This window comes from Roseobacter cerffii (genome assembly GCF_054226325.1).
The window spans coordinates 1,265,189-1,286,077 of sequence record NZ_CM135757.1; the positions used below are offsets into that span (position 1 = coordinate 1,265,189).

General features: G+C 63.9%; 23 protein-coding genes. 10 read left to right on the top strand and 13 right to left on the bottom strand.

The window, feature by feature from the left end; all coding sequences use genetic code 11:
- Positions 1–5 precede the first annotated feature (5 nt).
- Both ACVC7O_RS06180 and ACVC7O_RS06185 read left to right on the top strand, forming a co-directional pair.
- Complete coding sequence (locus tag ACVC7O_RS06180; RefSeq protein WP_458325213.1) at positions 6–1,133, top strand: cobalamin-independent methionine synthase II family protein; 1,128 nt, start codon at positions 6–8, stop codon at positions 1,131–1,133.
- On the top strand, positions 1,133–1,825 hold the full coding sequence (locus tag ACVC7O_RS06185; RefSeq protein WP_458325214.1) for an RraA family protein: 693 nt from the start codon (positions 1,133–1,135) through the stop codon (positions 1,823–1,825). Before ACVC7O_RS06180 ends, ACVC7O_RS06185 begins: the two co-directional genes overlap by 1 nt.
- A gap of 537 nt (positions 1,826–2,362) precedes the next feature.
- Here the strand turns inward: ACVC7O_RS06185 and ACVC7O_RS06190 are convergent.
- The 8 genes from ACVC7O_RS06190 to ACVC7O_RS06225 form a co-directional block, all read right to left on the bottom strand.
- Complete coding sequence (locus tag ACVC7O_RS06190; protein WP_458325215.1) at positions 2,363–3,595, bottom strand: mandelate racemase/muconate lactonizing enzyme family protein; 1,233 nt, start codon at positions 3,593–3,595, stop codon at positions 2,363–2,365.
- 43 nt (positions 3,596–3,638) lie between these two features.
- Entirely contained in the window at positions 3,639–4,739 is a 1,101-nt protein-coding gene (locus tag ACVC7O_RS06195; RefSeq protein WP_458325216.1) for a zinc-binding dehydrogenase, read from the bottom strand.
- A gap of 92 nt (positions 4,740–4,831) precedes the next feature.
- Positions 4,832–6,049 (bottom strand): TCR/Tet family MFS transporter, encoded by a 1,218-nt coding sequence (locus tag ACVC7O_RS06200; protein WP_458325217.1) that lies wholly within the window; start codon positions 6,047–6,049, stop codon positions 4,832–4,834.
- 3 nt (positions 6,050–6,052) lie between these two features.
- Entirely contained in the window at positions 6,053–7,378 is a 1,326-nt protein-coding gene (locus tag ACVC7O_RS06205) for a lyase family protein (RefSeq protein WP_458325218.1), read from the bottom strand.
- 13 nt (positions 7,379–7,391) lie between these two features.
- Positions 7,392–8,180, bottom strand: a complete 789-nt coding sequence (gene pcaD / locus ACVC7O_RS06210) for a 3-oxoadipate enol-lactonase (RefSeq protein ID WP_458325219.1) — start codon at positions 8,178–8,180, stop codon at positions 7,392–7,394.
- Entirely contained in the window at positions 8,177–9,169 is a 993-nt protein-coding gene (locus ACVC7O_RS06215; RefSeq protein ID WP_458325220.1) for a threonine ammonia-lyase, read from the bottom strand. Before ACVC7O_RS06215 ends, pcaD begins: the two co-directional genes overlap by 4 nt.
- Positions 9,170–9,191: 22 nt before the next feature.
- A complete protein-coding gene (locus ACVC7O_RS06220; protein ID WP_458325221.1) occupies positions 9,192–10,016 on the bottom strand; it encodes an alpha/beta fold hydrolase in 825 nt (274 codons plus the stop codon).
- Positions 10,013–10,702 carry a haloacid dehalogenase type II gene (locus ACVC7O_RS06225; protein ID WP_458325222.1) on the bottom strand — a complete coding sequence of 230 codons (690 nt, stop codon included), beginning with the start codon at positions 10,700–10,702 and terminating at the stop codon, positions 10,013–10,015. The genes ACVC7O_RS06220 and ACVC7O_RS06225 overlap by 4 nt, the downstream gene beginning before the upstream one ends.
- Before the next feature lie 186 nt (positions 10,703–10,888).
- On the opposite strand from ACVC7O_RS06225, the gene ACVC7O_RS06230 reads away from it, so the two are divergent.
- A complete protein-coding gene (locus tag ACVC7O_RS06230; protein ID WP_458325223.1) occupies positions 10,889–11,323 on the top strand; it encodes an FKBP-type peptidyl-prolyl cis-trans isomerase in 435 nt (144 codons plus the stop codon).
- Between the two features lie 12 nt (positions 11,324–11,335).
- Here the strand turns inward: ACVC7O_RS06230 and ACVC7O_RS06235 are convergent, their stop codons facing one another.
- Genes ACVC7O_RS06235 through fabA form a run of 4 tightly spaced genes read right to left on the bottom strand, consistent with a single transcriptional unit; the run spans position 11,336 to position 14,326 of the window.
- The gene (locus tag ACVC7O_RS06235; protein ID WP_458325224.1) at positions 11,336–11,689 is read right to left on the bottom strand and encodes a hypothetical protein; all 354 of its coding nucleotides are present in this window, start codon (positions 11,687–11,689) and stop codon (positions 11,336–11,338) included.
- 58 nt (positions 11,690–11,747) lie between these two features.
- Positions 11,748–12,539 carry an enoyl-ACP reductase FabI gene (locus ACVC7O_RS06240; protein ID WP_458325225.1) on the bottom strand — a complete coding sequence of 264 codons (792 nt, stop codon included), beginning with the start codon at positions 12,537–12,539 and terminating at the stop codon, positions 11,748–11,750.
- Between the two features lie 9 nt (positions 12,540–12,548).
- Positions 12,549–13,778: a beta-ketoacyl-ACP synthase I gene (gene fabB / locus ACVC7O_RS06245; RefSeq protein ID WP_458325226.1), complete on the bottom strand. Its 1,230-nt coding sequence runs from the start codon at positions 13,776–13,778 to the stop codon at positions 12,549–12,551.
- A 38-nt stretch (positions 13,779–13,816) separates the two neighbouring features.
- The gene (fabA, locus tag ACVC7O_RS06250; RefSeq protein ID WP_458325227.1) at positions 13,817–14,326 is read right to left on the bottom strand and encodes a bifunctional 3-hydroxydecanoyl-ACP dehydratase/trans-2-decenoyl-ACP isomerase; all 510 of its coding nucleotides are present in this window, start codon (positions 14,324–14,326) and stop codon (positions 13,817–13,819) included.
- A gap of 207 nt (positions 14,327–14,533) precedes the next feature.
- Between fabA and irr the strand changes: the two genes are divergently transcribed.
- Both irr and ACVC7O_RS06260 read left to right on the top strand, forming a co-directional pair.
- A complete protein-coding gene (irr, locus tag ACVC7O_RS06255) occupies positions 14,534–14,953 on the top strand; it encodes a Fur family transcriptional regulator Irr (RefSeq protein WP_458325228.1) in 420 nt (139 codons plus the stop codon).
- Positions 14,954–14,978: 25 nt separating this feature from the next.
- Positions 14,979–15,788 (top strand): phytanoyl-CoA dioxygenase family protein, encoded by an 810-nt coding sequence (locus tag ACVC7O_RS06260; protein ID WP_458325229.1) that lies wholly within the window; start codon positions 14,979–14,981, stop codon positions 15,786–15,788.
- A 28-nt stretch (positions 15,789–15,816) separates the two neighbouring features.
- On the opposite strand, the gene ACVC7O_RS06265 is transcribed toward ACVC7O_RS06260, so the two are convergent.
- Positions 15,817–16,686 carry a hypothetical protein gene (locus ACVC7O_RS06265; protein ID WP_458325230.1) on the bottom strand — a complete coding sequence of 290 codons (870 nt, stop codon included), beginning with the start codon at positions 16,684–16,686 and terminating at the stop codon, positions 15,817–15,819.
- A 112-nt stretch (positions 16,687–16,798) separates the two neighbouring features.
- Here ACVC7O_RS06265 and miaB point away from each other — a divergent pair, with 112 nt between their 5' ends.
- The 5 genes from miaB to ybeY all read left to right on the top strand — a co-directional run bounded on the left by miaB (position 16,799) and on the right by ybeY (position 20,862).
- The gene (miaB, locus tag ACVC7O_RS06270) at positions 16,799–18,124 is read left to right on the top strand and encodes a tRNA (N6-isopentenyl adenosine(37)-C2)-methylthiotransferase MiaB (protein WP_458325231.1); all 1,326 of its coding nucleotides are present in this window, start codon (positions 16,799–16,801) and stop codon (positions 18,122–18,124) included.
- 169 nt (positions 18,125–18,293) lie between these two features.
- A complete protein-coding gene (locus tag ACVC7O_RS06275) occupies positions 18,294–18,875 on the top strand; it encodes an OmpA family protein (RefSeq protein ID WP_458325232.1) in 582 nt (193 codons plus the stop codon).
- Positions 18,876–18,888: 13 nt separating this feature from the next.
- Positions 18,889–19,197, top strand: coding sequence for a hypothetical protein (locus ACVC7O_RS06280; RefSeq protein WP_458325233.1), 309 nt, complete (start codon positions 18,889–18,891; stop codon positions 19,195–19,197).
- A 151-nt stretch (positions 19,198–19,348) separates the two neighbouring features.
- Positions 19,349–20,365 carry a PhoH family protein gene (locus ACVC7O_RS06285; protein ID WP_458325234.1) on the top strand — a complete coding sequence of 339 codons (1,017 nt, stop codon included), beginning with the start codon at positions 19,349–19,351 and terminating at the stop codon, positions 20,363–20,365.
- A complete protein-coding gene (gene ybeY, locus ACVC7O_RS06290) occupies positions 20,365–20,862 on the top strand; it encodes an rRNA maturation RNase YbeY (protein ID WP_458325235.1) in 498 nt (165 codons plus the stop codon). The genes ACVC7O_RS06285 and ybeY overlap by 1 nt, the downstream gene beginning before the upstream one ends.
- Positions 20,863–20,889: the final 27 nt, after the last annotated feature.

Below are 20,889 nucleotides of genomic sequence, written 5' to 3' on the forward strand. Positions count from 1 at the left end.
CTCTCATGCCCATTCTGACCACCCATGCAGGCTCCCTGCCGCGCACCCAGAAGGTCGTCGATTTCATCTTCGCCCGGGAGCATGGCACCCCCTATGATACGGCCGACTTCGACGCGGCGATGACCGAAGCGGTCTCCGCCACGGTCGCCAAGCAGGTCGCCGCAGGCGTGGGCGTGGTGAGCGACGGCGAGACCTCCAAGATCTCCTACGCCACCTACGTCAAGGACCGCTACACCGGGTTCTCCGGCGACAGCCCGCGCAACGCGCCAGCCGATCTCAAGAAATTCCCGACCTTCCTCAAGCGCCTCGCCGATGACGGTGGCACGCCCAAATACGCGCGGCCCATGTGCACCGGCGAGGTGCGCTCGAAGGGGCAGGGCGAGCTGCAAAATGACATCGCCAACCTGAAAGCGGCGATGGCCGAGCACGGCGTCACCCGCGGCTTCATGAACGCCGCCTCGCCGGGCGTGATCTCGCTCTTCCTGCAGAACGACTTCTACCCCACCCGCGACGCCTATCTCGCCGCCCTCGCCGATGCGATGCGCGAGGAATACCGCACCATAGTCGACGCAGGCCTCGACCTGCAGCTTGACTGCCCCGACCTCGCGCTCTCGCGTCATATGCTCTTCAACGACCTCTCGGATGACGAGTTTCTCAAGATCGCGGGCGCCCATGTGGAAGCGCTGAACCACGCGCTCGCAGGCCTCCCAAAGGAGAAGGTGCGCGTGCACATCTGCTGGGGCAACTACGAAGGCCCGCATGTCTGCGACATCGGGATGGAAAAGGTCTTTGACACGCTGATGTCGGTCGAGGCCAGCTACCTACTCTTTGAAACATCGAACCCACGCCACGCGCATGAATGGGTCGTCTTCCGCGACCGCAAGGCGGACATCCCGGACGACAAGATCCTGGTTCCGGGCGTGGTCGATACCACGACAAATTTCGTTGAGCACCCCGAACTGGTGGCGCAGCGGCTTGACAGATTCACACAAATTGTTGGGCAGGAGCGCGTCGTCGCAGGCTCGGATTGTGGTTTTGGAACATTTGCTGGGTTTGGCGCCATCGACCCCGACATCGCCTACGCCAAGCTCGAAGCGCTGCGCGACGGGGCCAAACTGGCGGAGGCCCGGTGATGGACGACGCCCTTCTTGCGCTGCTGAAAACAGTCGATACCCCCACCGTCTGCAACGCCATCGAAGTGGCCCAGGGCCAGCGCGGTTTCAACGACTTCACTCGCGGCACCATGCTCTGTTCGGCGCCGGGCGAGGCGATGGTGGGTTACGCGCGCACAGCTCGCATTCGCGCTGTGACCCCGCCCGAGGAGCCACCCGAGGTGATCAGGGCGCGACGTATGGCCTACTACAAATACATGGCCGAAGGGCCGCGCCCCGGTCTCGCCGTGGTGCAGGACATGGACGGGGCCCAGGCCATCGGCGCCTATTGGGGCGAGGTCAACACCAACATCCACAAATCCTTCGGGCTCTCCGGCGCGCTCACCAATGGCGTCATGCGCGACCTCGGCGATCTGCCCGAGGGCTTTCCGGTCGTGGCGGGCTCCATCGGTCCGAGCCACGGGTTTGTGCATGTGCTCGATTTTGACGCCGAGGTCGAGATTTTCGGGATGCGCGTAGCCCCCGGCGCGCTGGTTCACGCCGACCGGCACGGGGCTGTCGTCATCCCCGAGGATGTGGTGCCCCGGCTGAGCGAGGCCATTGCCACGCTGATGCGCTCCGAGAAGATCGTCTTCGACGCGGTGAAGGGTAAGACCCTGAGCTTCGAGGACTTCGAGGCGGTCTGGGCCGCCTTCGAGGCCGCGCGGACTTAGGGCGGTCTGTTTCCTGCCTGCTCTGGCCGCAGGCGCAGAGGGCATTGCTCGACCTGGAGGGCGCTTCCGATGGGTCTGCACAGCGGTCCATCGCCAAACGACTGACCGTCGCGCGGTTTGCATATCCGCAAGATCGCCCGGTGTGCCGAAGGCAAACCCCTGGTTTGACGGGGAGGTGTCGCCGTTGTCGCTCGGAGTTGCCAATGGATGCGCCACTGGTCCGAGCACCATTGGCGACGGCGCGACAATGATGACCGATGCCCGGCGTTTCCGCCGGGCGGGACATCAGAACCGTCTGCTGTCAGAGCTGGCAACCGAGGTAATGCACACCACCGTTCGCTGGGCTTATGGTTCGTTAGGATAGAGGGCCATTTCACCCGTATGGCCGAAAAACCGATCCCGGCACCGACCAAATACCGACGTGATACCGACGCAATACCGACATGGCATTTCCCAACAAAACAAGGACGCTCCGCCCCTCGGCCCCGCCTCGGCAATTTGCCGTTGCGCGTACGCTCCGGTCAGGTTTCGGCAAGCTCAGCTTTTCGGCGCCGGTGCCCCGCCTTCGAAGGCGTTCCCCTGAACGTAGTCGCAGGGGGCCTCCTGCATCTCCAGATGTAGCCCATCGCCGGTGTAAGGGTGCGCGCGCGCAAGCTCTTCATCCACCTCGATCCCCAGGCCCGGTGCCTCGGGTGGGGTGATGAATCCCTCCTTGACCCGGAGGCTCCCCCGGATCAGCGCGTCATGGAAGTCCGTCTCGATCGTCTCGGCCATGAGCAGGTTGGGGATGCAGGCGGCGAGCTGAATATTGGCGGCCCATTCGATGGGTCCGGCATAGAGATGCGGGGCCATCTGCGCGTTGTAAGCCTCTGCCATCGCTGCGATTTTCCGGCACTCCCAGATCCCGCCCGCGCGCCCCAGAGCAGGCTGCAGGATCGTCGCGGCGCCACTGCGCAGCACGGGCGCGAACTCCGCGCGCGTGGTCAACCGTTCGCCGGTTGCGACAGGGATACGAACAGCGCGCGCCACCTTGGCCATCTCTTCGACGGCATCTGGGGGGATCGGCTCCTCGAACCAGAGCGGGTCGTAGGGCTCCAAGGCGCGGCCCAACCGGATCGCGCCTGCTGTGCTGAATTGCCCATGGGTGCCAAAGAGCAGATCGGCGCGGTTGCCCACCGCCTCGCGGATCGCCTTGCAAAAGGCGACGGACTGCGCGATGTCGCGCATCCCCGGCATATGCCCGCCGCGCAGGGTATAAGGCCCCGCAGGGTCGAACTTGACCGCCGTATAACCTCTTGAAATACAATCACTTGCAGCGTCCGCCGCCATCACGGGTGCGGTCCAGAAGGCGCTGGGATCGTGATGCGGCAGCGGGTAGAGATAGGTGTAGACGCGGATCCGGTCGTTCATCTTGCCGCCGAGCAGGGCCCAGACCGGGCGCCCGCGCGCCTTGCCGAGGATGTCCCAGCAGGCGATCTCAAGCCCAGAGAACGCGCCCATGACGGTGAGATCGGGCCGCTGCGTGAAGCCAGAAGAATAGGCGCGGCGGAACATCCTCTCTACGTTTTCTGGGCTTTCGCCGTCCATGTGCCGCTGGAACACATCGGTGATCACGGCCCGCATGGCCTCTGGCCCGACCGAGGCGGCGTAGCATTCGCCCCAGCCGGTAATCCCGTCGTCGGTGGTGAGTTTCACGAGGATCCAATAGCGCCCACCCCAGCCCGGCGCAGGCGGGGCGGTCACGATGATGTCCAGGTCCTTGAGTTTCATGGCAAGTCTCCGCGACACGGTGGCCTAAAGCCCACCGTACCTGTCAGTTGCTCGGGGGCTCGAAGATGATCACGTTGCGCCGGGCGCTGCCGGATTTGGTGTCGGCGATTGCCTCGTTGATCTGCTCAAGGGACCACCGGCCTGAGATCAACTCGTCGAGTTTCAGCCGGCCTTGCGCGTAGAGATCGACCATCCAAGGGATGTCCCGCTGGATCACCACATCGCCCATTTTCGAGCCCACCATGCTTTGACCGACGGCTGCAAGGATCACCGGCTCATAGGTCGATTGCGCACCGGAGTGCGGCATGCCCACCATCACGACCTTGCCGCCGTACCCCAAGTAGCGGGGGGCGTCGTCATAGGCGGGGATAGCCCCCACAGTCACGATCACCGCTTCCGCGCCTTTGCCCCCAAGCGCGGCAGAGGCGGCCTTCCAGGGCTTGGGGTCCGTGGCCAGAACACCATGGGTGGCGCCGAATTCCTGCGCGATGTCGAGCTTGTCCGCGCTCATGTCCACCGCAACGATCCGCCGGGCCCCGGCAATGCGCGCGCCCTGGACGGCATTGAGCCCAACGCCACCGGCGCCGATGACAACCACGTCCTGTCCGGCGCGCAGCCCCGCGGCGTTCACCACCGCTCCGACGCCCGTGATCACGCCGCAGGCGATCAGGCTGGCGGCGTCCTTGGGGATCTCGGGGTCGATCCGCACCACCTGGCTTTTCGCGACAACGACCTTCTCGGCGAAGGCGCCGCAGGCCATCGCCTGGTTCAGACGGCCGCCATCCGCCATGGTGATCGGGCCTGTGTCACCGTCATAGGGGGTCTGGCACAGCGTTGGCTGGCCGCCCGCGCATGTGCCGCACGTGCCGCAGGCCCGGATCAGGGTCACCACCACGCTGTCGCCGACACCCAGCCCGGCGACAGCGGGACCGATCGCGCTCACGACACCTGCCGCCTCATGACCATAGACCGCGGGCAGCGATCCACCCCAGGCGCCGTCGGCAAAGGAGATGTCGGAGTGACAGATCGCTACGGCGCCCAAAGTCACCTCCACCTCGCCCATCTGTGGCGCGCGCAGGTGGATGTCTTCGATCTGGAGAGGGGCGCCGAACGCGTGGCATACCGCGGCTTTGATGGTCTGCATGGGTCGTGGTCGTCCTGTTCAGCGGTGGTCCGGGAAAGGTGCCCGTATCTCTCATCGGTATGCAAGGCACAAACCGACATGAAATGTCGCTGTTACCCGATGTCCCGTGCGGCAGCCGGGCGGGCCGGGGCGAGGATGAAGACGGCAAGGCCAAGCACGATCAGCCCCGCCGAAAGCAGGAAAGGCGCACCCGGAAGGTAGAGTGTGGCCGCATCATCGGTGAAGGCGGCGAAGGTACCCGTCATCATCATCGGGGAAAAGATCATCGCGAGCGCCATGATCGAGGTGAGCGCGCCCTGCAATTCGCCCTGGGCGTCGCGCCCGACGGCTTTCGACATGATGCCTTGCAGGGCCGGGGTGATGACCGCTGCAAGCGCCGCCAGAGGTGTGAGGATCAGCGCCACCGTGCCGCTGGTCACGAAGGCCAAGGCGAGAAAGGCACCCACATCAAAGAGATGGCCATAGATCACAGTGCCCCGCTCGCCCAGAATGCGCAGGACCGGCCGGATCAACCCACCCTGTACCACGGCCATCATGATCCCGAAGAGGGCGAGGCTCAGGCCGATGGTTGCGGGCTCCCAGCCAAAGCGCTCCTTGCCGAAGTAAGACCAGATGGCGGGATAGACCATGAACGCGAGTTGGTAGAGGAAAAAGACAATGAGCAGGGGGCCGACGCCCGGCAAGCGGCCCAACTGCCGAAAGCTGCCGAGCGGGTTTGCCCGCGCCCAGCGAAACGGGCGGCGGATCTCGTCCGTGACGGTTTCCTTCAAAACCAGATAGCCAAAAACCGCATTGAGCGCGGTCAGCGCGGCGGCAGCATAGAAGGGTGCGCGGGTGCCGTATTCCCCGAGCAGGCCGCCCAGCAAGGGGCCCAGAACGAAGCCCACGCCAAATGCAGCTCCGATCAGCCCGAAGTTGGCCGCGCGATCCTCTGGCCCCGAGATATCGGCCATATAGGCGTTGGCGGTCGATTGCGTGGCCGCCGTGATCCCGCCCACGACACGCCCAATGAGCAGCAAAACGATGCTGCCCGCGACGGCCATCACCAGATAGTCGAGCGTCATCACAACCAGCGATGTCAACAGCACGGGGCGCCTGCCGAAGCGGTCGGAGAGCCCGCCGATCACCGGTCCGAAGAGGAACTGCATCACCGCGAAGGTGGTGGAGAGCACGCCGCCCCAGAGCGCCGCGGTGCTCAGGTCCGCGCCGCGGACCTCCTGGATCAGGTCGGGCATGACCGGGATGATGAGGCCAATGCCCATGGAATCGAGCATCACGGTGATCAGGATGAACAGGACCGCGGGGCGCATCGCTCAGAGTGCTCGGACGCGCGCTGCAAAGGCCCGGGCTTCGGCAGGCGCCTGGCCGAGCTGTGCGGCCGGGTCGAAGAGATCCGGCGGCAGATCGGGGTAGTGACTGGTGGCGATCTGGGCGAGCGGCGTTCCGGTCTCGACCGCCTCGCGGCAAAGCGCCTTGGTGGCCGCCTGTGCGTCTGCACGGGGCATCCGGGCGGCGAGCGCAAAGCTCAGAGCTTCCGCATGGGTCACGCCGAGGCCGCGGGTGGCGTTCTCAGCCATACGCTTAGGTACGGGTTGTAAACCCTCCAGCACCGAAATGGCCTGCTGCAAGGCGGCGGCGGTGCTCAACGCGATCTGTGGCATCAGCATCCACTCGGCAAACCACGCCGCACCATCGCGCTGGTGCTGGTGGACGGAGGCCGCTTGCAGACCGCTGAGCAATCCACCCATCTGATGCGACAGCGCGACAAGGACCGAGGGCGCCACCGGGTTCTGCTTTTGCGGCATGGTGGAGGAGGCGCCCGACGCCCCCAGTGTGACCTCACCGATGTCTGTTGCGGCGAGGCCGATGAGGCTTTGACCCATCGCGGCGAGCGCACTGGTGATCTCAGCTATCCAGGCCGCAATACGCAGCAGCGGCGCGCGGTCGGTGTGCCAACTCCGGCCTGGGTCGTGCAGGCCCAGCCCTTCCGCGAGGGCGGCGCGCAAGGCAGGCGCGCGCGCGCCCAGAGCGGCGCTGGTCCCCGCGGCGCCGGAGAGGGAGACCCAAAGGCTGCCAGCGCGCAGCGCGTCGAGCGTTGTCAGCGCGTCGAGCAGTGGCGCGCCCCAGCTTGCCAGAAGAGCCCCCCAGCTGGTCGGTGTCGCATGTTGCCCATAGGTGCGCGCGACCATCGGCAGATCGGCATGAGCCTCGGCCTGATCCGCAAGCGCAGTCAGAACGCGGCGTAGATCGGTCTCGGCCAATGCCAGCGCTTGGCGGAGCCGCAGCATCAGCGCGGTGTCGATGATGTCTTGCGATGTCGCGCCCCAATGCAGGTATTGCGAGTGTTCGGGTGCGTTCATTTCGGCCCGGAAGGCGGCGACCATCCCCGGCACGCTCACGCCGTTTTCCCCGGTTGCCTGCGCCAAGGCGCCCGGATCGATCTGGATTTCCAGCGTCGCGCGGTGGATCGCCGCCGCGCTGATCTCGGGAATGATTCCCATTTCGCCTTGGGCCTTGGCCAGCGCGCCTTCGACGAGCAGCATCGCCCGCAGGGCCGCGCTGTCCGAGAACAGCCGGCCCGTCTCACCCGTCGGGAAGAGCCGGGCGTAAAGGGGGCTGTCGAAGACGCTTGCCGCCACGGATCAGCGCGCCCTAGACATGGCTGATGTCGCGCAGAAACTGGGTCAGCAACCTGGCGTATTCCTCGGGCTGCTCGACGCAGGGCAGATGCCCGGCCTTGCGGATCACGTGGCACTGGCTGCCAGGGATCAGGTCGGTCGTTTCGCGCACCAGATCAGGCGGCGTCGAGCCATCCTCGGCGCCCGCAATCCCCAGCGTGGGTAGCCGCAGGGTGGCTGTGGTGGTGTAGAAATCCGTGCCCGAGATCGCCGCCGAGCAGCCCATATAGCCGTCGTCCTCCTGGCGTGTGAGCATGTTGCGCCAGAGCTCCAGCTCAGGCGTGGCACGGAAGTCTTTCGAGAACCACCGCTCCATGACGGCGTCGGCCAAGGCCTCGATGCCGCCCTGTCGCACGCCCTCGATCCGCTCCGACCACATGTCCGGTGTGCCGATCTTCGCGGCCGTGTTCGACAGCACCATGGCGCGGATCAGGTCGAGCCGTTTCACCGCAAGGCCCTGCGCGATCATCCCGCCGATGGAGAGGCCGACAAACACGCAGTCGCGCACCTGCAGATGATCAAGCAGCTGCTCGGTATCGGTGATCAGCGCGCCCATGGTGTAGGGGGCGGGCGGGCAGGTGGAGAGCCCATGGCCGCGCTTATCAAAGCGGATCAGGCGCAGCCCTTTAGGCAACAAAGGCAGGATCGGGTCCCACAGCCGCATATCTGTGCCGAGGGAATTCGCAAACACCACCGGTGGGCCGTCAGCTGGCCCATCTACGCGGTAGTGCAGGCGCACATCGCCAAGATCGAGCACCTTCACGCAGCATCTCCTTCTGGCTCGGGGCGCGTGGGATGCAGCGCAAGCGCGCGAGCGAAGACCTCTGCGTCGATGTTGCCGCCGGATATTGTCACGATCACATCATCCCCGTCTATCGTCTGCCCATGAAACAGCGCGGCGGCCAGGGCGACGGCCCCACCGGGTTCAGCCACCACCTTCAGCCGGTTGAAGGCCAAGGCCACCGCGCGCAGCGCCTCGTCTTCGCTCACGGCGATACCCGGCCCGGCGAGCCGTTTGAGGATGGGGAAGGTCAGAACACCGGGCTGAGGCGTGACGATGGCATCGCAGAGGCTGCCCGAGAGCCGAGCGTTCCGCTGCACTGTCCCGGCCTGTAGCGAGCGCGCGACATCGTCAAATTCCTCCGGCTCTGCCGTACGCACTCGTAGGTTTGGCGCTTCTGCTTCCAGCGCGAGCGCGATGCCTGATGAAAACCCGCCGCCGCCGCAGCAGACGATGACATCCGCCTGCGTCACGCCGACCTCGGTGGCCTGCGCGGCAATTTCCAGCCCGGTTGTGCCCTGTCCGGCGATGACCTGTGGCTCGTCGTAGGGCTTGATCAGCGTCAGGCCGCGCGCGGCCACCATCTCGGCGCCGATGGCGTCGCGGTCTTCGCCATTGGCGCGGTCATAGAGCACAACCTCTGCACCCAGGGCCTGCGTGTTGTCGATCTTCACTGCGGGCGCGTCGCGCGGCATGACGATGACCGCCTTGGCGCCGTGGGCGCGCGCCGCGAGTGCCACCCCCTGCGCGTGGTTGCCGCTGGAAAAGGCGAGCACGCCGCGGTCGCGGTCGGCCTCCGACAGCGCGGACACAGCGGACCAGGCGCCGCGAAACTTGAAGCTGCCGGTGTGCTGCAGGCATTCCGGCTTGATCCAGACCCGGCGGCCCGCGATCTCGTCCAGAAACGGTGAACTGAGAAGAGGTGTGCGGCGGGCGTGGCCTTGCAACCGTGTCGCGGCGGCTCTGATCATGTCGATGTTCACGAGCGGCCTCTCATCTCAACGCGTCAATCCAGGTTTGCAGGGCGGCGACGGCCTCTGGCTCGTCAAGAAAGGGAATATGGCCGCGCCCATGCACCGTGACGGTGATCATGTCGGGGCGTCGACGCTGCATCTCGGCGACGGTCGCCGGGCTCAAAAGGTCCGAGGTTTCACCGCGAATGCAGGCCAAGGGCAAGCCGTCCAAGGCATCGAAGTAGGGCCAGAGATCAGGTGCGGCCTGCGCGCCAAGCGCTTCGACCGCATCGCGCAGATGCGGATCATATGTGATCTGCAGGCCTCGCGATGTCTGCTCGAAGTGCTTCTCGACCTCTTCCATCCAGCGCGAGAAGGGCACATCGTGAAACCCGGTATAGGTCTTTTCCATCGCCCGTGCCGCATCGACCAGCGTCTTGGCGGCAGGCGGGCGACCGAGATAGCTCGAGATGAACGCCAACCCCTGCGCTTCGATCACCGGGCCGATGTCGTTCAGCGCCACGCCCAGCAGCCGCTCCTTTGCGCCCATCGCCAGCCCCATGGCGTTCAAACCGCCGCGCGAGGTGCCGAGGATGGCCACCTTGTCGAGCTTCAGATGGTCGAGCAACTCCAGCACATCCCGACATTCGACGGGCAGGCTGTAGTTCTGCCAGTCCGGATCCCAATCCGATTTGCCGCGCCCGCGATAGTCGAGCTTGATCAGCCGGACGCCGCCCAGATGCGGTGTGACATAGTCGAAGTCGCGCGTGGTGCGCGTCAGCCCCGCAAGACAAAGCAGTGGCAGACCCTCACCCTCATCGGTGTAGTGCAGCGACAGCTTGTCAGAGGTGCGAAACCGGCTCATGCAGCGCCCGCCAACTCAGGGATGCCCGCCAGGTCGGGCAGGATATGCGCAGGCCGCCAAGGCAGGCGATCAACCGGGTCGCCACCACGATTCACCCAAGCCGTGGTGAAGCCATAGCCGGTGGCACAGCCTGCGTCCCAGCCGTTGGAGGAGACGAAGAGAACCTCCTCCCGGTCGCAGCCAAACCGCTTTTGCACCAGGTCATAGACGCGGGCATCGGGTTTGAAGACACCGACGCTTTCGACCGAGAGCGTGTCATCCAGCAGCGCCTCGATCCCAGCGGAGCTGACCGCGCCGCGCAGCATGTCCGGCGAGCCGTTGGAGAGGATCGCGGTGGCCAAGCCGTTGGCCTTCAATGCCTGCAGCATCTGCGGCACCTCCGGGTAGCATTGCAGCTCCCAATAGAGCGCCAGCAGCCGTTCGCGCAGTGCCGCGTCACCTGCCAACCCGGTCTTCTCCAGCGCCCAGTCGAGACCGTTTTGCGTCACCTCCCAGAAGTCACAGTGATCATCAGTGACGGCCCGCAGCCAGGTGTACTGCAACTGCTTCAGCCGCCAATGCTCGGCAAGCGCGGGCCAGGTGCCCTCCAACTGCTTGAAATCGGGCTCGGCGGCGGCCTGTCGTGCTGCTGCCGCCACGTCGAACAGGGTGCCATATGCGTCAAAGACACAGGTCGTGATCGGCATGAGCGGCCCTTTCTGAAACGTCTCGCGGTCAGAGTGTCACGCCCGCGCGTGAGCGAAAAGGGCCAATCGAACAGTTTTTTCAGCTTTACTCAACTGCGCGGGCCGGGCAGGGTGCGGCAGTCTCGGGAGAACCTGCGCAGGCACGCGGCCTCTCACACTCACATCCCAAACATGATCGGAGCTTTCATGACCCAGGTGAAAACGGGCGACACGGTGGGCATCCACTATACCGGCACACTGCTTGATGGCACGACCTTCGACAGCTCGGAAGGGCGCGACCCGTTGCAGTTCACCGTTGGCTCCGGGCAGGTGATCGAGGGGCTTGATGCGGCGTTGCCGGGTATGGCGCTGGGTGAGAAGAAGACGGTGACCGTGCCCTGCGCCGAAGCTTACGGCCCGATCAACCCCCAAATGCGGCAAGCGGTGCCGCGCGAAGGCATCCCCGACGACGTACCCTTGGACATCGGCACGCTGCTCAACGTGGAAACGCCCGAGGGGCAGGCGATGCAAGTTATGATCGTCGAGGCGGATGAGGCCACCGTGACCATCGACGCCAATCATCCTTTGGCCGGGCAGGACCTGACCTTCGATATCGAGGTGATGTCGATTTCAGAGAGCTGAACCCAGGGCGGGTCAGATATCCTCTTCCTCGGCGAGATCGGGCAGGTCGGGTCGGTTGATCGGCGTGCGGGACACCGGAAGTCCGGCGATCTTGGCGTTCAGCTCTGCGGCTTTCTGCAAGGCCGCATCCTGCAACTCACGCGCTTCCTCGGTGGGGAATTCGCCGTCCATCACGGCCGTCATGAACGGCTTGAGCTCATCCAGCCCGCTTTGCAGCTTGGGTTGCAGCACCGGGTCAGACCACATCGCAGCTGAGAAGACCGCGCCGGTCACGGGCATCAGCAGCCAGGCATAAAGACGGGCCCGGGCGGCTCTGCGGATATAGCGGGCTTGGCGCAACGTGCGGGAATCGACATGCGTAAACATGCCGTTGTGGTACCGTGGGAATATGGCATCAGTTGGGCGTGCGCCGGGCCGTGCGGCGTCAGATATTCTCCACCTGCGGCATGCCCAGCACATGATAGCCGCCATCGACGCGGATGATTTCGCCGGTGGTGCAGGCGCCTGCATCGGACGCCAGATAGACCGCGGTGCCCCCAACTGCCTCAAGCGTTGCGTTGGCGCGCAGCGGCGCATTCTGATCCGTGAACTTGTAGGTCTTGCGCGCGCCCCCAATGGCTGCGCCTGCAAGGGTTTTCATCGGCCCGGGCGAGATGGCGTTCACGCGAATGCCCTCGGGACCCAGGTCATTGGCGAGATAGCGCGTGGCACTCTCAAGCGCCGCCTTTGCGACCCCCATCACGTTGTAATTCGGCACAACCGTGTTGCTGCCCTGATAGGTCAGCGTCATCACCGTGCCGCCGTTCTCCACCATCAGCGGGTGGGCGCGGCGGGTGACTTCGACCAGTGAATAGGCGCTGATATCCATCGTGCGTTTGAAGTTCTCGCGCGTGGTGTTGAGAAAGCGCCCCGTCAGCTCGGTTTTGTCAGAAAACGCAATCGCATGCACCAGAAAGTCGATGGTCGGCCAGCGTGCGCCGAGCTGCTCAAACGCGGCATCGAGCGAGGCATCGTCGGTTACGTCCACATCGACCATGAAGTCCGAGCCGACGGAGGCAGCCAACGGTTTCAGACGGGTGCCGAACGCCTCGCCCTGGTAGGTAAAGGCCAGCTCAGCGCCCGCCTCGGCCATGGCCTTGGCGATGCCCCAGGCAATCGAGCGTTCGTTCGCCACGCCCATGATGAGCCCGCGCTTTCCATTCAATAAACCAGACATAGGTGCCTCTTACCCGAGATACTTCGACAGGATCATCGACCCGTTGGTGCCGCCAAAGCCGAAGGAGTTTGTCATGACGGAATCAAGCCCGGCGTTCTCGACCAGCTCGGTCGCGATCTCCGAAGCCTGGAACGCCGGGTCGAGCGTCTCGACATTAATCGACGGTGCGATGAAGTCGTCCTTCAGCATCAGCAGGCAATAGATCGCCTCCTGCGCGCCCGCAGCCCCCTGGCTGTGTCCTGTCATGGATTTGGTTGAGCTCACGGGCGGTTGCGTCTTGCCTTCAAAGGCGCGCCGCACCGCTTCGATTTCCGGCTGATCCCCGGCCGGGGTCGAGGTGCCGTGGGCGTTGATGTAGCTCACCGTCCGGCCTTCCGGCAGTGTGCTCAGTGCGATTTCCATCGCGCGGCCGCCGCCTTCACCGGAGGGGGCCACCATGTCGTGGCCGTCGGAGGTCGCGGCATAGCCGGTGACTTCGGCGTAAATCGTCGCCCCCCGTGCCAGCGCATGCTCCAGCTCTTCCAGAACCACGATGCCGCCGCCGCCGGAGATGACAAACCCGTCACGGTTTTCGTCAAAGGCCCGCGAAGCCTTGTCAGGTGTGTCATTATACTTCGACGACATCGCGCCCATGGCATCGAAGAGGCAGGAGAGGGTCCAATCCAGTTCTTCGCCGCCACCGGCGAACATCACGTCCTGTTTGCCGAGCATGATCTGCTCCGCCGCGTTTCCGATGCAATGCAACGAGGTCGAACAGGCCGAGGTGATTGAATAGTTGATGCCCTTGATCTTGAACGCGGTCGAGAGGTTCGCGCTCACCGTGGACGACATGCATTTGGGCACGGCAAAGGGTCCGATGCGCTTGGTCGCGCCGGTGGTTTTGACCACCTCATGGGCGGTCAGCATCGCACTGGTCGACGGCCCGCCTGATCCCGCGACCAGCCCGGTGCGCGGATTGGAGATGATATCTTCGCCGAGTCCCGCATCCGCAATCGCCTGCTCCATGGCGATATAGGCATAGGCCGCCCCTGGCCCCATGAACCGCAGCGTGCGCTTGTCGATATGCTCTTTCACGTCCAGATCGATGGTACCCGCCACCTGGCTGCGAAACCCGTGCTCGGCCATCTCGGCGCTTGCAACGATGCCGCTGGTGCCCGACTTCAGCGAGGCGAGAACCTCTTCGGCGTTGTTCCCGATGGATGAGACGATGCCCAACCCTGTCACGACGACGCGGCGCATGGCGCTCTCCTTCATAGTCCCAGATCGCTTATTGCGCGTCAGCTCTCTGACAGCGCGACCTTCATGTCACTGACCTGATAGATGGTTTCGCCATCCGCTTCCACCCGGCCATTGGCGACACCCATTGTCAAGCGCCGGGTCTGCACCGCTTTCGTGAAATCCACGTAGTAGGTTAGCATCTTGCGGTCCGGACGCACCATGCCGGTGAGCTTGACTTCGCCGACACCGAGCGCATAGCCGCGCCCTTGCCAACCGCGCCAGCCGAGGTTGAACCCGGTGAGCTGCCAGAGCCCGTCCAGACCCAGACACCCCGGCATGATCGGGTTGCCCGGGAAGTGGCAGTCGAAGAACCACAGATCCGGCGTGATATCGAATTCCGCCACCACATGGCCTTTACCATGCTCCCCGCCATCGCCCGAGATATCGGTGATCCGGTCCATCATCAGCATCGGTGGCTCAGGCAGTTGCGCGTTGCCCGGCCCAAAGAGCTCGCCGCGCGCGCATTTCAGCAGGGCGTCCTTGTCAAATGTGGTGGGGTACTGGCCCATTCTGGCGCATCTCCTGCTCGGCATTCTTTTACGTCAAACCCCTCTAGCATCGCGTTTGCAGCCTTCGCAAGGGCGTGTGCGGCCCGCCGGATGCGGTGCTCAAGGTCGTGGTCTGCGGCAATTGCGACCGATCAAATCGCTTGAATCCAATTGAAAACACCCCCTCTTGCGCCTTATATGACTAAGAAGACGTAACAAGAGCGTGCCATGACACCTGCGCAACAGACCATCGGGTCAAGCTGGCTTGCCAAAGCTGGGCTAAGACCAACGCGGCAGCGCGTCGCCCTCGCGACGTTGCTGATCGGCGACGGCCAGCACCGCCATGTGACCGCCGAGAGCCTGTTCGAAGCGGCGAAAAAGCGGGGCGAGGCGGTGTCTCTCGCCACGGTCTACAACACGCTGCGCGCCTTCTGCGATGTGGGCCTGATGCAGGAAGTCACCGTCGATGGCTCGAAGAGCTATTTCGACACCAACACCCACGACCACCCCCATTTCTTCTGGGAAGATGAAGACAAGCTGACCGATGCACCGTCGGATCAATTGGTCATCGCACAGCTGCCCGACGCACCGGACGGGGCCGAGATCGCCTCGGTCGACGTGGTGATCCGCCTGCGCCGCAAACCCTGAGCGCCGCGGCGCGATCAGTTTCGATATGCCGCACCCCCTGATCTCCCAAGAGCACATCGACACCTACGCACGCGACGGCGTGGTGATGATCCCTGGCCTCTTCGCCCCGCATGTCGAGGCGTTGCGGGCAGGGGTCGCACGGAACATGACGGACCCCGGTCCTTACGCCGCCGAAAACCTGCACAAGCACGAAGCGGGCCGCTTCTTCGACGATTACTGCAACTGGCAGCGGATCCCGGAATTCGAAGCGGTCATTCGGGACAGCGCGGTGGCTGAGGTTGCCGCGGACCTGATGCAGAGCCAGAGCGTTCAGCTTTTTCATGACCATGTGCTGGTGAAGGAGCCCGGCACCTCGAAACCTACGCCGTGGCATCAGGACAGCCCTTACTATTTTGTTGAAGGCGATCAGATGGTCAGCTTCTGGGCGCCGCTGGATCCGGTGACCGACGCCACCCTGCGCTGCGTGGCGGGCTCTCACCTCTGGCCGAAACCGGTGCTGCCCACGCGCTGGCTGGCCGAGACCAATTTCTACCCCGACAGTGACGCTTACATCCCGGTACCCGATCCGGAGGCCGAGGGCATGGAGATTCGTGAATTCCCGATGCAGCCGGGGGATGCGGTCGCCTTCCACTACCGCGTGCTGCATGGCGCGCGCGGCAACACCGCCGCCAGTCGACGGCGCGCCTTTTCTCTGCGACTTCTCGGGGACGACGCGCGTTATGTGGAGCGCCCCGGTCCAACATCGCCACCGTTCCCGGGTCATAACATGGCGCCCGGCCAGCGCCTGCGCGACGACTGGTTTCCCATGCTCCTTGACCGCGGAGCAGGCAGTTAGGGTGGGCTTCAGGCCACCCTTTGCTCGATCAGAACCACTGCCCCGGCTCCATCAGCCCTAGGTCCAGCAATTGCCGTGAGTGCCACTCAAACGGGGCCGAGTTGTGCCATTTGAAGGTCTGGATGTCATAGGTGCTGCCCGGGTTGGACTTCAGCGCCTTCGCCGTCCGGAACGAACAGATCGCCGCTGTGATGTTGTGATGCCAGGGGCAGGCGAAGGTGTTGTATTCCTCATCCGAAAACGTGTGATCGTTCCGTAGAAGCAAGCCCGGCTTGGCGCGGAACAGTGCAATCCGGTCGATCTTGCGCCGGTGTTGCGGCACGTGTTCCTCGAAGCGCCAGCGCAGCCCGCCGAAGAAATCCAGCTGCCGGTCCTTCTGCGCCCAGTCCTGCGCCGGGTCCTTGCGGGCCAGCGCGTAGTATCCCGACCGATCCAAATGCGCCGCATCCAGCGACACCGCATCTGGGTGCGCCGCCAGATCGTCCGCATAAAGATCGACCACATAGGTCAGCATCGCGTCGCGGCGCTCTTCGGTGTGAAATGCCAGCATCTCGCCCACCGTGCGGGTCTCGCAGAACGGAAAGAAGAGGTATTCCGCATTGTAGCAGTAATACATCCACGTGCCGACGCTCGCTGCCGCAACAGCATTCGCCGCCTCTTCAACCGCGCCTTCGGCGGTGGCATCGAAATTCACCCGGTGCACCGTTTCCTGTAAATCCCTGGGCAGGGCGAAGATTGCGGGCATGAAGGCCACGATCACTGGAAACCCGATCTGGATGTGATGGCGCAGGGTTGTGGCCACTTCCACATCGTCCTCCACGAAGACCATCGCCACCGGCCCTTTGGAGAGGGCTTCGGGGGCGGTGTTGAGGAAATCGGTGAGGTTTTCGTACTGCATGCGCGCTCCGCTTGGCTGCATGGCACAGAATCAGTTAAATCCGGGTTCATTGCAAGCCGCTGCCGCCGCTGATAAGCAGCGCGCCAATCCATCTCCGATCCGGACCCTGCCCATGACCGCGCCCAAGAAGCTCTTCGTCAAGACATATGGCTGTCAGATGAATGTCTATGACAGCGAACGCATGGCCGAAGTGCTGGGCGGCCAGGGGTATGAGCAGACCAATGTCGCCGAAGAGGCGGATATGATTCTGCTCAACACCTGCCACATCCGGGAAAAGGCCGCCGAAAAGGTTTATTCCGAGCTGGGCCGCCTGAAACCGCTGAAAGCCGCCAATCCCGATCTCAAGATCGGCGTCGCAGGCTGCGTGGCTCAGGCCGAGGGGGAAGAGATCATGCGCCGTCAGCCCGCGGTCGATCTGGTGGTGGGGCCACAGTCCTACCACCGTCTGCCGCAGATGGAGGCACGGGTGCGCGAAGGCAAAAAGGCGCTCGACACGGATTTCCCGGAAGAAGACAAGTTCGATACGCTGACATCGCGGCCGAAGGCCCGACGTGCACCTTCGGCCTTTCTGACCGTGCAGGAAGGTTGCGACAAGTTCTGCGCCTTCTGCGTGGTGCCGTATACGCGCGGGGCCGAGACCAGCCGCCCGGTGACCCGCGTGCTCAATGAGGCGCGCGATCTGGTCGAGCGGGGTGTGCGCGAGATCACTCTGCTGGGCCAGAACGTGAATGCCTATCACGGGACCGGGCCGGACGGGTCGGAGCAGAGCCTGGCCCAGCTGATCTGGGCACTGAACGATATCGACGGGCTCGAGCGCATTCGCTTCACCACCTCACATCCGAACGACATGAATGACGATCTCATCGAAGCGCACGGCACCTGCGACAAGCTCATGCCCTATCTGCACCTGCCCGTGCAGTCCGGTTCGGACAAGATCCTCAAGCGCATGAACCGCAGCCACACCGCCGAAAGCTATCTGCGGGTGATCGAGCGTATCCGCGCAGCACGGCCTGATATCCTGATGTCCGGTGACTTCATTGTCGGCTTCCCCGAGGAGACCGAAGAGGACTTCCAGGCGACGCTCGATCTGATCGAGGCGGTAAACTACGGCTATGCCTATTCCTTCAAATATTCGACGCGCCCCGGCACACCCGCGGCCGAGCGCCCGCAGGTTGACCCGGAGGTCGCCGACGACCGGCTGCAGCGGTTGCAGGCCCTGATCACCAAACAGCAACAAGAGATCCAGGCGGCGATGGTCGGGCGCACCGCGCGTGTTCTGGTTGAGAAGGAGGGCCGTGTCGCGGGCCAGATGGTGGGCAAATCCGAATACCTTCACGCCGTGCATATCGAGCATTCGGATGCGCAAATCGGAGAGATCGTGCCGGTCAGAATCACGCAGGCCAAGCGCAACTCTTTGGCCGCAATGCGGCAAGACTAAGGGTTAACTTTCCACAATACGGCGGAAATAGGGCTTTTTCGGGCACAGTGATGCCGGGAACGGAACAATATCGGCGCGTTCTTGCGTCAACACCCTTTAGAATTTAGAAAAAGTGACGTTAGTTTTTGTTCTCGACGGGCCGTCCCCGTTGAGTTTGGGTGTGTGATCAATGAAGGAAGAGACCGTGATTTTCAGTTTTTCCAAAGCCGTTGCAGCCGTCGCGTTCAGCGCGGTTCTGGCGCTGCAAGGGGGCATGGCCGCAGCGCAGAGCGACTCGCAACAGGGCCTTGACCGTGGCCAATACGTGCCGAGCATCTGGGTTGATCCGGATGGATGCGAGCACTGGGTGATGGATGACGGCGCCGAAGGCTACATGACGCCGCATGTGACGCGCCAGGGCATCCCGGTCTGCCGCGAAGGCACCGTCTGTGCGCTGGTCCGGTCCGACCAGTTCTTCGACACCGACAGCGCCAGCATCAGTGCCGAAGGGCGCGCCAGCCTGCAGGAGTTCTTCCAGGGCTCGGATGCCATCGCCTTCATCATCACCGGCCACACCGACAGCGACGCCTCGGATGCCTACAACATGCGGCTTTCGCTGGCCCGCGCCAATACCGTGGCCGACATCGCCCGCACGTCGGGTGCGGCGGTCTCGGATGTGCGGGGCCTGGGCGAGCGCAGCCCGATCGCCTCGAACGCCACCGAAGAAGGCAAGGCGCGCAACCGCCGTGTCGAAATCACCTGTATTCAGTAACGAGGATCGATTTATGACACGTTTGACACTTGTTGCGCTGACCTGCGGCGCCATGACATTGGCGGCCTGCGGTGAGCTGAGCTCGGAAAAGGGCGTCGACCGCGGCCCGGACTCCAAGGATTTGCTTGATCTGCGGGCCGGGATCTGGGTCGATCCCAATGGCTGTGATCACTGGATCATCGACGATGGGATCGAGGGCTACCTCTCCGCGCGCCTCGACCGCAACACGGGCAAGCCGGTCTGCTCCGGCGTCGCAGCACCCACCCAGACCGTTGGCAACTTCAAGGGCGGCGGCACTCAGATCATCGGCGACCCCTTCTAGGGCCAGCCATTCCATATGCAGCGAAGGCGTGTGCGGCACCTCTCCGCCCACGCCTTTTTTGTTTCAAAGTTGTGAAATGCACAGGGTTGCGCTTGCGCCCGCGCCGTGGAATTGGCACCGTCTAGCGAACCCTCATCTCAAGGAACAGCGATTGGCCGCCAGCGACCAAAGCCCGACAGACACATTGACCGCCGCGCCCGGTGGCACTGTCGAATTCCCAGACAACAGGCTCCTGATCGATCTTTGCGGCGCATATGACGCGAATCTGGCGCAGATCGAAAAGGCCCTTGGCGTGCAGATCGTGCGCCGGGGCAACCAGCTGGCCGTGGTGGGCGACGCCGATGCGCAGACCGACGCGATGCGCGTGCTGCATGCGCTCTATGCGCGGCTCGAGAGTGGGCGTGCGGTCGAGCCCGGCGATGTGGATCGTGAGCTGCGCATGGGGCCCTTCGAGGAAGCGACCGGCGTGCAGGATGGCGACCAGATGGAAATGCCCATCGGCGACCGCATCGAGATCCAGACCCGCAAGAAGCGGGTTGAGCCGCGCACCGATGCCCAGAAAGCCTATGTGCAATCGCTTTTCGAGAACGAACTGGCGTTCGGGATCGGCCCCGCAGGCACCGGCAAGACCTATCTTGCGGTGGCTGTCGGCGTGTCGATGTTCATCTCGGGCCATGTGGACAAGATCATCCTCTCGCGCCCGGCGGTCGAGGCGGGCGAGCGGCTGGGCTTTCTGCCTGGCGACATGAAGGACAAGGTCGATCCCTACATGCAGCCGCTCTATGACGCATTGGGGGACTTTCTGCCCGGCAAGCAGCTGGCCAAGCTGATCGAGGAAAAACAGATCGAGATCGCGCCGCTGGCGTTTATGCGCGGGCGCACGCTGAGCAACGCCTTCGTGGTGCTCGATGAGGCGCAGAATGCCACCTCCATGCAGATGAAGATGTTCCTGACCCGTCTGGGTGAAGGCTCGCGCATGGTGATCACCGGGGACCGCACCCAGATCGACCTGCCGCGCGGCGTATCTTCCGGGCTGGCCGATGCGGAACGCCTGCTCAAGACGATCCCCAAGATCAGCTTCAACTATTTCACCTCCAAGGATGTCGTGCGCCACCCGCTCGTCGCCGCCATCATCGAGGCCTACGAAGCGGACACACCGCCCGCCTGATGCTGGATGTTCTGATCGAGGCACCCGATTGGGGCCGTATCCCGCTGGAACAACTGGCCGAGAGGGCCGCGGTGGCGACGCTCGACCACCTCGATCTTCCCGCGCAACACTCCAACATCTCGCTCATGGCCTGCGATGATGCGCGCATCGGGATCCTGAACGCCACCTTTCGCGAAAAACCGATCCCGACCAACGTCCTGAGCTGGCCATCGGATGAGCTCGGGGCCGGCGAGGACGGCAAAAATCCGCGCGCGCCGATGGCGGATTTCGAGGGCACATACGAGCTCGGCGACATTGCGATTGCCTATGAAACCTGCGCGCGCGAGGCCGCAGAAATGGGCAAATCGCTTGAAGATCACGTCACGCATCTCATCGTTCACGGAATCTTGCATCTTTTGGGCTATGACCATGTTCGAGACCGCGACGCCGCGCTCATGCAGGCGCTCGAGGTTGAAATACTTGGCAAACTGGGTCTTGATGACCCATATAGGATCTGATCGGCCGCGCGCCGAGCCACGCTTGAA

Excerpts from the sequence above, each read along its gene's own strand:
- ACVC7O_RS06275 (WP_458325232.1), top strand. The coding sequence starts at position 18,294 with ATGAAGGAAGAGACCGTGATTTTCAGTTTTTCCAAAGCCGTTGCAGCC.
- fabB (WP_458325226.1), bottom strand. The coding sequence starts at position 13,778 with ATGCGCCGCGTCGTCGTGACAGGGTTGGGCATCGTCTCATCCATCGGG.
- ACVC7O_RS06220 (WP_458325221.1), bottom strand. The coding sequence starts at position 10,016 with ATGAGCCGGTTTCGCACCTCTGACAAGCTGTCGCTGCACTACACCGAT.
- ACVC7O_RS06190 (WP_458325215.1), bottom strand. The coding sequence starts at position 3,595 with ATGAAACTCAAGGACCTGGACATCATCGTGACCGCCCCGCCTGCGCCG.
- ACVC7O_RS06235 (WP_458325224.1), bottom strand. The coding sequence starts at position 11,689 with ATGTTTACGCATGTCGATTCCCGCACGTTGCGCCAAGCCCGCTATATC.
- ybeY (WP_458325235.1), top strand. The coding sequence starts at position 20,365 with ATGCTGGATGTTCTGATCGAGGCACCCGATTGGGGCCGTATCCCGCTG.
- ACVC7O_RS06185 (WP_458325214.1), top strand. The coding sequence starts at position 1,133 with ATGGACGACGCCCTTCTTGCGCTGCTGAAAACAGTCGATACCCCCACC.
- ACVC7O_RS06225 (WP_458325222.1), bottom strand. The coding sequence starts at position 10,702 with ATGCCGATCACGACCTGTGTCTTTGACGCATATGGCACCCTGTTCGAC.
- ACVC7O_RS06195 (WP_458325216.1), bottom strand. The coding sequence starts at position 4,739 with ATGCAGACCATCAAAGCCGCGGTATGCCACGCGTTCGGCGCCCCTCTC.
- ACVC7O_RS06230 (WP_458325223.1), top strand. The coding sequence starts at position 10,889 with ATGACCCAGGTGAAAACGGGCGACACGGTGGGCATCCACTATACCGGC.
- ACVC7O_RS06200 (WP_458325217.1), bottom strand. The coding sequence starts at position 6,049 with ATGCGCCCCGCGGTCCTGTTCATCCTGATCACCGTGATGCTCGATTCC.
- ACVC7O_RS06280 (WP_458325233.1), top strand. The coding sequence starts at position 18,889 with ATGACACGTTTGACACTTGTTGCGCTGACCTGCGGCGCCATGACATTG.
- irr (WP_458325228.1), top strand. The coding sequence starts at position 14,534 with ATGACACCTGCGCAACAGACCATCGGGTCAAGCTGGCTTGCCAAAGCT.
- fabA (WP_458325227.1), bottom strand. The coding sequence starts at position 14,326 with ATGGGCCAGTACCCCACCACATTTGACAAGGACGCCCTGCTGAAATGC.
- miaB (WP_458325231.1), top strand. The coding sequence starts at position 16,799 with ATGACCGCGCCCAAGAAGCTCTTCGTCAAGACATATGGCTGTCAGATG.
- ACVC7O_RS06180 (WP_458325213.1), top strand. The coding sequence starts at position 6 with ATGCCCATTCTGACCACCCATGCAGGCTCCCTGCCGCGCACCCAGAAG.
- ACVC7O_RS06260 (WP_458325229.1), top strand. The coding sequence starts at position 14,979 with ATGCCGCACCCCCTGATCTCCCAAGAGCACATCGACACCTACGCACGC.
- ACVC7O_RS06240 (WP_458325225.1), bottom strand. The coding sequence starts at position 12,539 with ATGTCTGGTTTATTGAATGGAAAGCGCGGGCTCATCATGGGCGTGGCG.
- ACVC7O_RS06265 (WP_458325230.1), bottom strand. The coding sequence starts at position 16,686 with ATGCAGTACGAAAACCTCACCGATTTCCTCAACACCGCCCCCGAAGCC.
- ACVC7O_RS06215 (WP_458325220.1), bottom strand. The coding sequence starts at position 9,169 with ATGATCAGAGCCGCCGCGACACGGTTGCAAGGCCACGCCCGCCGCACA.